Annotated in this window: 11 protein-coding genes; 1 reads left to right on the top strand and 10 read right to left on the bottom strand. The window is 71.8% G+C overall.

What is annotated here, in order from left to right; genetic code table 11:
• Window positions 1–190 precede the first annotated feature (190 nt).
• The 3 genes from BI335_RS09915 to BI335_RS09925 are packed head-to-tail and all read right to left on the bottom strand — an operon-like array spanning window position 191 to window position 3,180.
• Window positions 191–1,060: an SDR family NAD(P)-dependent oxidoreductase gene (locus tag BI335_RS09915; RefSeq protein ID WP_094430651.1), complete on the bottom strand. Its 870-nt coding sequence runs from the start codon at window positions 1,058–1,060 to the stop codon at window positions 191–193.
• Between the two features lie 10 nt (window positions 1,061–1,070).
• Complete coding sequence (locus tag BI335_RS09920) at window positions 1,071–2,228, bottom strand: NAD(P)/FAD-dependent oxidoreductase (RefSeq protein WP_094430653.1); 1,158 nt, start codon at window positions 2,226–2,228, stop codon at window positions 1,071–1,073.
• Window positions 2,229–2,238: 10 nt separating this feature from the next.
• Complete coding sequence (locus BI335_RS09925; protein WP_094430655.1) at window positions 2,239–3,180, bottom strand: ArsR/SmtB family transcription factor; 942 nt, start codon at window positions 3,178–3,180, stop codon at window positions 2,239–2,241.
• A 58-nt stretch (window positions 3,181–3,238) separates the two neighbouring features.
• Here BI335_RS09925 and BI335_RS09930 point away from each other — a divergent pair, with 58 nt between their 5' ends.
• Window positions 3,239–4,432: an MFS transporter gene (locus BI335_RS09930; protein ID WP_094430656.1), complete on the top strand. Its 1,194-nt coding sequence runs from the start codon at window positions 3,239–3,241 to the stop codon at window positions 4,430–4,432.
• A gap of 41 nt (window positions 4,433–4,473) precedes the next feature.
• Here the strand turns inward: BI335_RS09930 and BI335_RS09935 are convergent, their stop codons facing one another.
• From BI335_RS09935 to BI335_RS09965, 7 genes are all read right to left on the bottom strand, one after another.
• Window positions 4,474–4,848: a YchJ family protein gene (locus tag BI335_RS09935; RefSeq protein WP_229119535.1), complete on the bottom strand. Its 375-nt coding sequence runs from the start codon at window positions 4,846–4,848 to the stop codon at window positions 4,474–4,476.
• Window positions 4,841–6,085 carry an MFS transporter gene (locus BI335_RS09940; protein ID WP_411266753.1) on the bottom strand — a complete coding sequence of 415 codons (1,245 nt, stop codon included), beginning with the start codon at window positions 6,083–6,085 and terminating at the stop codon, window positions 4,841–4,843. The genes BI335_RS09935 and BI335_RS09940 overlap by 8 nt, the downstream gene beginning before the upstream one ends.
• Before the next feature lie 252 nt (window positions 6,086–6,337).
• Window positions 6,338–6,916: a dCTP deaminase gene (dcd, locus tag BI335_RS09945; protein WP_094404472.1), complete on the bottom strand. Its 579-nt coding sequence runs from the start codon at window positions 6,914–6,916 to the stop codon at window positions 6,338–6,340.
• Window positions 6,917–7,049: 133 nt separating this feature from the next.
• Window positions 7,050–8,234: an RDD family protein gene (locus tag BI335_RS09950; protein ID WP_166646805.1), complete on the bottom strand. Its 1,185-nt coding sequence runs from the start codon at window positions 8,232–8,234 to the stop codon at window positions 7,050–7,052.
• Between the two features lie 243 nt (window positions 8,235–8,477).
• Complete coding sequence (locus BI335_RS09955; RefSeq protein WP_094430664.1) at window positions 8,478–10,778, bottom strand: transglutaminase-like domain-containing protein; 2,301 nt, start codon at window positions 10,776–10,778, stop codon at window positions 8,478–8,480.
• A complete protein-coding gene (locus BI335_RS09960; protein ID WP_094430666.1) occupies window positions 10,775–12,031 on the bottom strand; it encodes a DUF58 domain-containing protein in 1,257 nt (418 codons plus the stop codon). The genes BI335_RS09955 and BI335_RS09960 overlap by 4 nt, the downstream gene beginning before the upstream one ends.
• A 1-nt stretch (window position 12,032) precedes the next feature.
• Window positions 12,033–13,004, bottom strand: a complete 972-nt coding sequence (locus BI335_RS09965) for an AAA family ATPase (RefSeq protein ID WP_094356647.1) — start codon at window positions 13,002–13,004, stop codon at window positions 12,033–12,035.
• Between the last annotated feature and the right edge of the window lie 4 nt (window positions 13,005–13,008).

Raw genomic sequence — 13,008 nt, forward strand, 5'->3', positions numbered from 1 at the left:
CACCTCCCCGGACGTATGAACCGCTCATCGGGACGTGATCCCGATGACTGGTCCGAACGTAGGCCGACAGGGGTCGTCAAGTCAATGGTTGGGATGCCGATTCGGTCAGCGATTCACCGGATCGTGACCAATTCCAGCCACCCGCTCATCGAGTAGCGCCCCATTGCTCCGCTTCGCTCCGCATGGGGCGCTACTCGATGAACGTTTCGCGTTCCACAAGGTTCCAGACCCAGCGGGCGGCTTCCGGGGCGGTGGCGCGGGCGTCGGGGATCTGCGGCGTCGGGTGGCCGCGCATCGCGCGCCGGCCGTCCGGGCCGACATAGCTGGTCGGCGGCAGCACCTCGGTGGCGGCGTACAGGGTCGGCCAGGAACCGGCGACCTGGTCCTGCGAGAACGGCCGCGAGGTCAACCGGATCAGGGCGTTCAGTGGTTCGAACCGGCTGACGTTCTGCAGGTTGGTGACGGCGAAGCCGGGATGGGCGAGCTGCACGTCGACCGGGCTCTGCTCGGCGGCCAACCGGCTGCTCAGCTCGCGTGCCCAGAGCATCAGCGCGAGCTTGCTGGCGGCGTACGCGGCGAAGGGCTGGTAGCGGCGGTTCCGCCAGTGCGGGTCGTCGCGGTCCAGGCGGGCATTGCGATGCGCCTCCGAACCAACGATCACGATCCGGTGTCGGACCTGTGGCAACAGCAGCCGGTTCAACAGTGCGGGACCGTGGCAGTTGGTACCGAGCGTCAATTCCAACCCCTGCACGGTTTCCTGCCGGGAGGAGGAGACCGCGCCGGCGTTGTGGATCAGCACATCGATCTCCCCGTCGACCGCCTCGGCGGCGGTCCGGATCGACGCCTGGTCGGCGAGATCGCAGCGGACCACCTTCCCGCGGCCACCGAACGCGGCGAGCAGCGCGGCGGCCCGCTCCGGGTTGCGGGCCAGCAGGACCAGCTCGGCGCCGTGCGCGGCGAGCGCCCGGGCGGCCTCCTCGCCGATGCCGTGCGTCGCGCCGGTGATCGCGTACCGCTGTCCGGTGAGGTCGGGCAGGTCGCGGTCGGTCCAGTTCGCCATGAATGCCTCGCTATCCGCGGGTGTAGATGTCGTTGTAGTGCGCGAGCGCCTGCCGGTGCAGGAGCTGCGGATCGCCGGTGGCGAACCGCAGCGGGTCGAGCCGCCGGTCGCTGTCGGTGGCCCGGTCGTCGAGGACCCGGTCGAGCGCCATCGCGGCTCCGGCCGAGTGGGTGACCCAGACCGCCGCGGCGACCGCGATCCGGTCGGTGAACCGGCCGACCAGCGGCAGGTTGTCCGGGGTGACCGCGAAGACGCCGTCGAGCCGGATCTCGGGGGTGAGCAGGTCGGGGCGCGCGACCAGCGTGCGGGCCTCGGCCAGCGTCGGATCGAAGCGACCGTCCCAGCTCAGGTCGGCGCGGTCCCGGCCGCCCATCGCCACCGCCTCGGGGGGATGGCCGTAGCTGCCGAAACCCCAGCGTTCGCCGTGCCAGCGGGCGTACACGTGCTGTTCGGGGAAGCGGACGAACGGTTCGGTGACCGCCGGCGCGGGCGCCCGAGGGCCCCAGGCGTAGGGATGCCGGACCGGTACGACCGGGCAGCGCAGCCCCAGCAGATCGGTGAGTTCCGCGGTCCAGACACCGGTGCAGAACACCACCCGATCGGCCGCCACCGGACCGCCCGGGGTGCCGAGGCGGACGCCGTCGTCGGCGAGCTCGATCGAGGTGACCGGGGTGTCGAAGACGAACTCGGCACCGGCGGTCTCGGCCCGGGCCCGCAGCCGTGCGGTCAGCCCGCGGGCATCGGCGACGGCGTCGCGGCCGAAGAACAACGCGGCGGCGGTACGCGCCGGGTCGACGAGCTCGGGGGCGCGGGCAGCGGCCTGGGTGGCGGTCAGCAGCTCGGCCTCGAGACCCTGCTCACGGGCGCCCGCCAGGCGTTCTTCCAGCGCGGTGACGCCGTGGGGGCTGGTTGCGATCTCGAGACAGCCGACCCGCTCGAACAGCGCCGGGTCACCGTCGGCGAGCCGCTCCAGGGCCCGGGTGGTGGCGACGGCCAACTCGGTGGCGACCGGATCACCGCCGTACTCGCCGATGAACCCGGGCGCGTGTCCGGTCGAGCCGGCGAGTTCCGGTCCACCCTGGTCGAGGACGAGGACCTCGTCCTTGGGTGCGCGCAGGGCCGCGACCGCGGTACCAACGATTCCGGCTCCGACGACGACCAGGCGCATGATCGTCAGGCTAGTTGGTGGCCGGTGCGGCGAGGTCCTCGCCCAGGGGCGTACGCCAGTAGAGGACTTCGCGGCCGGAGCGTCGGCGGACCACCAATCCGGATTCCAGCAGCACCCGCAGATGGTTGCCGACCGCGCCGAGCGGCAGCCGGGTCTGCGCGGCCAGCTGGGTGGTCGAGCGCGGGCTGTCCAGCAGCCGGAGCAACCGCGCCCGATTGGGACCGAGCAGCGCCGCCAGGTTGCCGGCCGGCCGCGGTTCGGCGGGGATGCCGAACCCGGTGGCCGGATAGCTGAGGGCGAAGCGGTGCTGCGGCAGGTCCCAGCAGGCGTGGCCCTTCGATCCCGGTACCGGGTGGAAGAACAGCTCGGCCCCGGTCAGGTCCTTGGGCGGCAGATCGTGCCCACTGATCCGCAGCGCGCCGCCCCGGCGGTACCGGGTGCCCGAGCGCATGTCCTCGATCGCCGCCGCCCATCCGCCCCGGCTCAGCGCCGTGGTCCGGGAGATGATGTCGGCCTCCAGCACGCGCCGGGTTCTCGGCCAGTCCGGCGCCACCGACCGGTCCCAGGCCAGTTCCAGCAGGCGGGCCACCCGATCGCCGAGCCGACGGGCCCGGCGGAGCGCCGGCGGTACCCCGCCCTGCCTGCTCGTCACCGCGAAGTCCGCCCGGATCTGCGCATCGGGACGCTCGCGGACACCGCCGAGCTCCTCACTCAGCGAACCGGCCGGCAGCACTGCGGGGGTGAAACAGTCGGCGGTCCAGGATGGTGCGAACCCCTCGGCCAGCATCACCGCCAACACCGGATCGGCAGCCAGCGCGTCGCCGAACGGGCCGTCCCCGGGGGCGCGGCCGCGCACGGCCAACCGGCGCAGCGCGACCATCGCCACCGCGAGATGGGAGACCGCGAACCGGGCCCGGGCGAGCACATCCGGGCCCAGCAGCCACTCACTCACCTTTCGTCCTCACGCGAATCATTATCGCCCCACTCGTCCCGTCCGGTTCAGTCACCCGGTGACCACCTACACCCGACTGCTGCGTGACCGCGAGGTCCGGGCGCTGCTGACCAGCTCGGCTGTCTTGGTCGCCGGCAACTCCCTCACCGGGCTGGCGCTGGCGACCCTGGTGAACACCGCGACCGGTTCGTCGCTGCTCACCGCCCTCAGCCTGTTCGGGCCGACGCTCGCCCAACTGCTCGGCGGTTCGGCCCTGATGTCCCTCGCGGACACCGGGCGGCCCCGGCGGGTGCTCGCGCTCAGCCAGGCCTCGGCCGCGCTCTGTGCGCTCGCCCAACTGCCGGCCGGTCTGCCGGTCGGGGTACGCCTCGGGTTGGTTCTGCTCACCGGTCTGCTCGCGTCGGTGTCGGGCGGGGTGCGTTACGGGTTGTTGTCCGAGGCCGTCGGGGTCGAGGGGTACGCAGCCGCGCGGTCGCTGCTGAACGTGTCGACCGGGGCGATGCAGATCGCCGGGTTCGGTTCCGGGGCGATCCTGCTGGCATGGTTCACCCCGCAGCACCTCTTCGGGATCACCGCCGGAGTGCTGGCCCTGTCGACGATCGGCATCCTGACCGGCGTACGCGACCGCTCCAGCCGGCCGGTCACCCGGCCGGGTGTGCGGCAGACGGTGCGGACCAACCGTTGGTTGTTCCGGCAGCCCGCACTGCGGCCGCTGCTGCTCAACGCCTGGCTGCCCAACGGCCTGATCGTCGGCTGTGAGGCACTCTTCGTGCCCTATGCCGGGCCGCGGGCCGGGGCGTTGTTCGTCGCCGCTGCCGTCGGCATGCTCTGCGGGGACCTGATCGTCGGCCGGTTCCTCTCCCGCGGCCGCCGAGCCCGGCTCGGCAGTTGGCTCCGGGTGCTGCTCGCGGCGCCCTATCTGCTGTTCTGGTTCCGGCCGGAGATCCCACCGGCGGTACTGCTGGTGGCAGTGGCATCGGTCGGGTTCGCGGGCACGCTGCCCCTGCAGGAGCGGATCCTGGCGCTCACCCCACCCGCCACCCGCGGCCAGGTGCAGGGCGTGGAGGGTGCCGGCCGGATGGCGATGCAGGGCGTCTGCGCGCTGACCGCCGGGGCTCTGGCCGAGCTGCTACCGACAGCCACCGTGATGACCCTGCTCGCGGGAGTGTCGCTGCTGGTCACCGTCTGCTCGATGCGCGCGCTCCGCCGCGCCGGTTCATCTCGACACGGCCGCAAGCGGCCTACTCGATGAGCGGATAAGACCGGCCGCAAGCGGCCTACTCGATGAGCGTTTCAACCGTCGAGGTAGAGCCAGCGGCCGGCGCGGCGGGCGAAGCGGGAGCGCTCGTGCAGGGCGCTCGGCGTCCGCGCGCCCGGTTCCCGGTAGCGGGCGATGAACTCGACCATGCCGGTGTCGTCTCCGGCGCCGCCGGCCTCGGTGGCCAGGATCTCCAATGCGAGCCAGTCCAGCGGGGCGGTGTCGACCTCGGCGGGCCGGGTCCGCGGATGCCAACTACGGAAGAGAAAATCGGGCCGCCCGCGGACGAACGCGCTGTAGCGGGCGCGCATCAACTCCTCCGCGGTCTCGGCCTGCCGCGACCCGTCGTGCAGCGGACCGCAGCACTCGGCGTACCCCAGTCCCGAACCGCAGGGACACGACTCAGACACGGGTCCGGTCGTAGGCATGGCCCTGTTCGCGGTCCAGATGCGTCTCGTCCTTGTTCTTCAGGAAGACGATGTAGACCACCAGCGAGATCGCGATGGCGATGGTCACGTAGACGATGAAGATCGGCACCATGTCCTTCGACTTGAACCACTGGTAGATCAGCGGCGCCGTGCCGCCGAAGGCCGAGTTCGCCAGGCCGTAGCCGAGGCCGACACCCAGCGCCCGGATGTGCGCGGGGAACAGCTCGGCCTTCACGATCGCGTTGATCGAGGTGTAACCGGTGAGGATGATGTATGCCACCGCGACCAGCAGGAACGACATCACCGGATTGGTCGTGGTCGGCAGGAAGGTGATCAGCACGTAAGTCCAGAACAACCCGCCGATCCCGAAGCCGACCAGCAGCGGCTTGCGACCCACCTTGTCCGAGAGCAGCCCACCGAGCGGTTGCAGGCACATCAGGAAGATCAGGCCGAGCAGGTTCAGCCAGGTCGCGGTGGTCGGGCTGTTCTTGAAGGTCGCCTTGACGATCGCCGGCGCATTCACCGAATAGGTGTAGAACGCGACCGTGCCGCCCATGGTGATCAGGAAGCAGAGCAGCAGCGGGCGCCAGTAGTTCACCAACAGTTCCCACAGCGAACCCGAGGAGCGGTCACCGCCGGCCTTCACCTCGGCCAGGTATTCGCTCGACAGCGACTCGTCCATCGTCCGGCGCAGCCAGAAGACGATCAGCGCGGCCACCCCGCCGATCGCGAACGGGATCCGCCAACCCCACTCCCGCAGGGCCTCCTGGGACATCGTGTAGGTGAGGACCAGCAGCGTGAACTGGCTCAGCACGTGCCCGCCGACCAGGGTCACGTACTGGAAGGAGGAGAAGAACCCGCGCCGTTCCCGGGTCGCGGCCTCGGACATGTAGGTCGCGGAAGTGCCGTATTCACCGCCGGTCGCGAAGCCCTGGATCAACCGGCAGAACATCAGCAGCACCGCCGCCCAGACACCGATCGTGTCGCGGGTCGGCAGGCAGGCGATGACGAAGGAGGCGGCGGCCATCACCGACACCGAGATGGTGAGCGCGGTACGCCGGCCGTGCCGGTCGGCGAACCGGCCGAAATACCAGGAACCGACCGGTCGCATCAAGAAGGTGACCGCGAACACCGCGTACACGTAGATCTGCGAGTTCTTGTCCGCCGGGTCGAAGAAGCTCGACTCGAAATAGGTCGCGAACACCGTGTAGGTGTACACGTCGTACCACTCGACGAGATTGCCGAGCGATCCCTTGATCGTGTTGCCGATCGCCCGCGCCGTGCTGGTCGGGGCATTGGTCGATGGCGTCGTTGCACTGGTCACAGGCGCATCTTTCTCCTGTGTCCGGGCAATGTCGAGATCTCTCACCCACTGGGCGCAGGTCACGGTCAGATTTCTGCGTACGCGCTCATCGAGTAGCGGACCGCGGCAGAGCCAAGCGGAGCCGCGGGAAGCGTGTCGAGATGGGACTCAGCGGACCTCGGTGCGGTGGAAGTTGAGGTGGGACCGGCTCGGGGTGGGGCCGCGCTGGCCCTGGTAACGCGATCCGTAGGCCTGGGAGCCGTAGGGGTGCTCGGCGGCCGAGGAGAGCTGGAAGAAGCAGAGCTGCCCGATCTTCATCCCGGGCCACAGCTTGATCGGCAGGGTCGCCATGTTGGACAGCTCGAGCGTCACATGGCCGGAGAAGCCGGGGTCGATGAAGCCGGCGGTGGAGTGGGTGAGCAGCCCGAGCCGGCCGAGGGAGGACTTGCCCTCCAGCCGGGCCGCGACGTCGTTCGGCAGGGTGACCACCTCGAAGGTGGAGCCCAGCACGAACTCACCGGGATGCAGGATGAACGGGTCGTCGCCGCTGGGCTCGACCAGGCGGGTCAGCTCGGGCTGGTCCTCGGCCGGGTCGATGTGCGGGTAGCGGTGGTTCTCGAAGACGCGGAACATCCGGTCCAGCCGGACATCCACGCTGGAGGGCTGGACCATCTCCGGCTCCCACGGAGCCAGGGCGATGTCACCGGCATCGACGCGGGCCCGGATGTCGCGGTCGGAGAGCAGCATGGCCGCAGGTTATCGCAGCGGGCGCGTTGGCTGAGCCCACCGTTCCCGGCGCAGGAACCTGCCCCTCACATCTCGACACGGCCGCCACAGCTCCGCTTCGCTGCGCATGGCGGCCTACTCGATGAGCGTGAGCTCAACCGGCGTGGAGTTCGAGGCGCTGCTCGCCGAAGCTGACCACCGCGCCGGGGCCGAGGCGTACCTTCTCCCCCACCGGGATCCGGTTGAAACCGCCGTGCGCGGCGCGGATGCCGGAGCCGTTGCGGGAGCCGAGGTCGACCACGAACGGCCCCTGCTCGTCGACACCGACCAGCAGGTGGTTCTTCGACACCGTGCGGGTCTCGTCGTTCATCGTGACCAGTTCGGCCTGCTGGCCCTCCCGCGGGTCGGGATTGCGGCCGATCAGCACCGCGGGCCGGAGCTGGTACGCCCGGCCGTCGGCAAGGGTGACCGACCAGCTCGCGGTCGGCGCCGGGGCCGGGCCGCTGCCCTTCGGACGCAGCACAGTCTTGTCGGCATCGGCATCGGGGTCGGCGGTGGCGGTCGGCGGCTGCTCGGGGAGCATCTGCGGCGGCTGCCAACCGGACTGCCCGGCGGGCCGGTGGTCACCCCACGGCGTCTCGCCGAACTGCGGCGGGCGTGACCCGGGCACCTGCTGGATCGGCTGCCGGGGTTGCTGCGGGGGCTGGTGGGCCGGCGGGGGCGGCTGCGTCGGCGCGGGCTGATGGGGTGGTGGCTGCTGCGGCGTACCGGGCTGCTGGATGCCCAGGCCGGCGGTCCCGGTGGGCTTGAAGCTGGTGGCACCGGTCAGGTGCGCGGGCAGCGCGACGGTGTTGGTACGCGGGCCGCGGACCTCGGCGCCGCCGGTCGGGTCGCCGTGCTCGTCGCGGGCCACCTCCGGCCGGTTGATCACGATGGCACCGGCGGCACGGTCGTGCCAGCCGCGCTGATGGCTGTCCAGCACCAGGAAGATCAGCATCAGGATCAGCCCGATCCCGGTCGCCGAGAGCAGGCCGAAGACGAAGCAGCGGGCGAAGAACCGACCCCATCCGACGTGCCCACCGGTCTTCAGGTCGACCACCTCGAGTTCCAGCAGCCGCATCCCCGGGGTGGCCGCGCGTTCGGCACCGCACCACCAGACGTAGACGCCCCAGCCGAGCACCACCAGGGCGGTCAGCATGATCGCGACCAGCGACAACCGCGACCCCGGCTGGAGACGGGCCAGCGCCAACCAGCAGCCGGTGATCGCCAGCACCGGGATCACCGAATCGACCATGCAGGAAAGGAAACGCGAGAACAGCCCGCCTGGTCGGATCGCCACGGCGGGCCCCCCGGGCGCTTGGCTGACAGTCATCGCGAGCCAAATCTACCGCTCATCGAGTCGTACGCCATGCGCGGCAGTGGGGTCCTCTCGACACGGGCGCGGGGCGCCCTACTCGAGGACCGTGGAAATGGGGGTCCTCTCGACACGGGCGCGGGGCGCCCTACTCGAGGACCGGGGGGTTCGGCGCGGGGCGCCCTGCTCGAGGACCGTGTCCCTTCGTCTCGCTCGTACCTCGCTCGCTCAGGGAGCGTTTCGGCGGAGGGAGCGCAGGGAGAGGGCGGCGAGCAGGCGGCGGGGCCAGGGGCGGGAGCGGGCCATCCCGCGTACCACGTCACGGACGCCGATCCAGTATTCCTCCGCCTGCCGCACCGTCGGCGTACCGGTGCCGAAGACCGAGGCGTCGGCGCGCCAGGCGAGCTGGCCGGGGGCGCCGCGGCCGTCGCTGGCGCGGGCGAAGCGGTCGTCGAGCACGTCGGCGGCCTCGCGTCGGGTCAGCGAGGCGTGCACCGGTACGCCGAGGTCGCGGGAGCGGTCGAGCACCTCGGCCCAGCCGCCGGAGACCCGCGACACCGGACTGCGCGCCAACCGGCGGTTGCGGCGGCGGCGCAGTTTCGCACCGACGATCGCGGCGGCGGGCAGCACGAGCACCAGCAGCGGGATTCCGGCGCCGAGGAGCCAGGGCAGGTTGGCGGCCAGGTCGAACGGCCGCCGCGGCTGTTCCTGGTCCTTCGGCGGGACCGGGTCGGTCTCGTCCGGCGGCAGCTTCTCCGGCCGTTCCGGCGGCGGGGGCGGGTTCTCCACCTGCGGCCGCAGTTCACCCGGATCGGGGTTGTTGCGGGCCGGTGGCTTGCGGTTCTTCGGCGGCGACGGTTGGTAGCCCACCCAGCCGATCCCCTCGTACTTCACCTCGACCCAGGCCGACACGTCCGACCCCTTCACCGCGACCGGACCCTGCCCGCCAGCCGACGGGTCGGGCGCGAACCCATACACCACCCGCGCCGGCATCCCGGCCTCGCGCACCAGCAACGCCATCGCCACGGCGTACTGCTCCTCATCGCCGACCATCACCTCATCGGCGAACAGCCGCTCGATCCGGTACGCCGAATGGCCCGGCAGCGACGGATAGTCGGTGCCGTTGCTGTAGTAACCCTGCCGCAGCCGGCTGACGATCTGGTTCACCGCCTGCGCGTCCGAGCCGGCGCCCGCGGTCCACAGGCCGAGCCGGTCGGTGAGCTGGTCGGGCAGCGGTGCCCCGGTCGGCAGCGAGGCCTCGGCGGCGGAGGCGGCGCCGATCCGATCCGGGGTCGGGGTCTGGGGCAGCACCGCCTGCAGGGTGACCTGGTCACCGGGCCGCAGGCCGCGGGTGGTCAGCGCGGTGCCGGTGGCGCGATTCAGGAAGAAGTTCTCCTTCAGCGCGGCGCCGCGGTCGCCGGCCCCGGTGAAGGCGACGGCGGTGGTGTCGCCGACGGTCGGCACCCAGACGTCCTGGTACGCCTCGGCGGTCACCCGCACCTCGGCCGCCTGCCCGGCCGCCGGATCGCCCACCCGGTCCCCGATCCGGCGGAAGGTGCCGCCGTCGGTGGCGGCGGGGTCGTCGGAGACGTTGTAGGTGACGCCGTCCCAGACATCGAGGGTGGCGACCCGGATCCGGGCCCCGGCGGGCAGCCCGTCGACGGTCAGCACGGTCTGTTCGGCGCGGTCCACCGCGTTGGCGCGGAAGCCCTGCAGCGGGCTCGGCCAGGCGTGCACATCCAGCGGCGGCTGCACCAGATCCCGCAGCACCAACCGCGGCCCCAGCGGCTGCAGCGCCGGCAGCGCGAGCAGCGCGGACCCGCCGGCGAGCGCCAGCACCAGCGCCCCGGCGCCCAACGGCAGCAACCGGCCGACCAGATCGGGCCGGGTCACCTCATCGGCCTGCCGGAGCACACCGCGGCGGGCCCGGGCGCGCTGCAGCGCGGTCCAGACCAGCGTGACCAGCAGCAGGCCGAGCGCGATCGGGGCCGGTGTGACGGCGGTCCGCAGGCCGAACAGGATGCCGATGATCGCGGCGATCACCCAGGGCAGCCAGGCCAGCCCTTCGACCCGGCCGCGGGCCAGGCGTACCGAGAGCACGCCGGCGGCCAGCGTGGCGACCAGTGGGACGGTCAGCAGCGCCCCGGTCTCCCCGATCGGCGGGTCGACGGTCAGGGTGGATTTCCAGGCCTGCACCAGCCCGCGCAACAGCGCGGCGAGCACCTCCGGGTTGGGCAGCACCCGCAGTGTCGCGGTGCTGGGCATGGCGAGCGCGCCGCCGAAGACCAGGTACGCCAGCAGGGCGGCCAGCGCGGTGGCCCAGCCGGGCAGCCGGACGCGCAGTGCGAACAACCCGACGGCGATCCCGAGCAGCGCCCCGCCGAGCGCCGCCCGCCAGGCGGCGGGGCCATAGGTCGGGGTGAAGGTCAGCGTCGCGAAGACCGCGAGCAGCAGCATCGCGCCGACGTCGACGAGCAACGGACGCAACCCCAGCAGGCGGTTCCCCGGGCGCCAGCCCAATCGGCTCACTGCGCCACCGCCCGTCGCAGCGCGGCGCCGAGCTGCTCGAGGCCGGGCAGGTTGATCGTGGTGACCCGGCCGGCGGTCCGCACCAGCAGCGGCTCGAGCGGCGCCAGGCGGACGCCGAGTACGCGGACATCGGGGCCGAAGACAGCGGCCGCGCGGCGCAGATCGGTCGGATCGACCGCGGAGCCGGTGACCAGCCAGACCACCGAGGCACCCGGGGCGGCGCGCAGAACCCGACGGGCGAGGTCCGCGACGCCGGCTCCCCGCGTGGCTTCGACTCGCTCGTTCCTCGCTCGCTCAGCCGACGTGGTGGGGACTCGCTCAGCCGACGTGGGCGCCACGCCGCTGAGGGCGTCGAGCAGGCTGGTCCGGGTGGCAGCAGCGAGTTCGTCCTCACCGGCGACGGCGACCAGCGGGTTCTCCTCGGCGAGCGCCTCCAGGCCGAGCGAGGCGATCACCGACACCCCGTCCTCGAACTCGTCGACCCCGTCGACCTCGTCCGCAGCACCCCAGGAACCGACCGCCAGATCCAGCCCCACCGCGACCACGGAGCGTCGGGTCTCGGTGAACTGGCGGACCAGCAGCTTCTGGGCGCGGGCGCTGGAACGCCAGTGCACGTGCCGCCGGTCATCGCCGGACACGTAGTCCCGCAGGGCATGGAAGGAGACATCGGAGGTGGAGAGTTCGTCGGTGCTGTGCCCCTCCAGGTCGCGGACGAAGCCACCGCGCCGACCGGCCAACCGGACCGTGCGCGGGTGCACGAAGAGTTCCTCCGTGCCCGTCCAGGTCACGGTCCGCGCGAACAGCGAGAACGGGTCGGCGCGCACGCTGCGGGCCGGGCCGACGACCAACCGGGCGCGGCGTTCGGTGGGCAGGGTGAACACCTCGGTGTGGGTGGCGCGGCCAGCCAGTGACGGTACGCCCAGGGAGGCGGTCCGCGGGCCGACGGGCAGGTCGATCCGGCTGGGCAGGATCCGCCCGGAACTGGTGTTGCCGACCAGCAGCCGGCCCTGCGCCGGTTCGCCGACGACCACCCGATTGCCGGCCAGATCGAGCCGGATGGCGTACGCCTGCCGGCCCAGGCTGAACAGCACCGCGACCAGCAGCAGCACCGCCCCGGCGACCGCGGCGAGCCGGAACTCCAGCCAGCCCAGCAGCCACCCGGACAGACCGAGCAGCAGCACCGCGAGCAGCAACCAGCCACCGGCCGCCGTCAACCCGGTTCGGCGGCCCAGCCTGGTCAGTCGGCCCCACATCTCAGGCCTGCTTGCGCTCCGTCGGCGGCGGCACCTGGGCGAGCACCTGCTGCAGCACACCCTCACCGCTGGCGCCGTTGAACTCGGCCTCCGGGTCGAGGATCACCCGATGCGCCAGGCACGGCACGGCGAGCGCCTTCACGTCGTCGGGTACCACGAAGTGCCGGCCCTGGGAGGCGGCCCGGATCCGGGCGGCGCGGATCAGCGCCAGCCCGCCGCGGACGGACGCGCCGAGGCGTACCTCGGGAAGCTCGCGGGAGGACTCCAGCAACCGGGCCACATAGTCGAGCACCGACCCGTCGACATAGACCTGCTGGCCGAGGGTCTGCATCTCGACCACCGCGTGGGCGGCGATCACCGGCTGCAGCGGGGTGGACCGCGGCCGGGTACCGCCGGTGGCCAGGATCTGCACGGTGTGCTGACGATCCGGCGGACCGAGGGTGGTCTTCATCAGGAACCGGTCCAGCTGCGCCTCCGGCAGCCGATAGGTGCCGGCCTGCTCGATCGGGTTCTGGGTGGCGATCACCATGAACGGATCCGGCACCTGATGGGTGGTGCCGTCGACGGTGACCCGGGACTCCTCCATCACCTCCAGCAGCGCCGACTGGGTCTTCGGCGAGGCCCGGTTGATCTCGTCGGCGAGCAGGATCGAGGTGAACACCGGCCCCTTGTGGAACTCGAACTTCTGCGTCTTCTGGTCATAGATCGTCACCCCGGTGACGTCGGAGGGCAGCAGGTCGGGGGTGAACTGGATCCGGTTGTGCCCGCCCTGCACGGTCTGTGCCAGCCCGCGGGCCAGGGTGGTCTTGCCGGTCCCCGGGGCGTCCTCGAGCAGCAGATGGCCCTGGGCGAGCAGGCAGGTCACCGACAGCCGCACCGTGTCGGTCTTGCCGACGATCACCCGCTCCACATTGGCGACGAGCGAGGCGAAGGTCTCGGCGTACCAGCGCGCCTGTTCGACCGTCATCTCCATCGGG

It is taken from the genome of Enemella evansiae, assembly GCF_002250705.1.
Lineage (GTDB): Bacteria > Actinomycetota > Actinomycetes > Propionibacteriales > Propionibacteriaceae > Enemella > Enemella evansiae.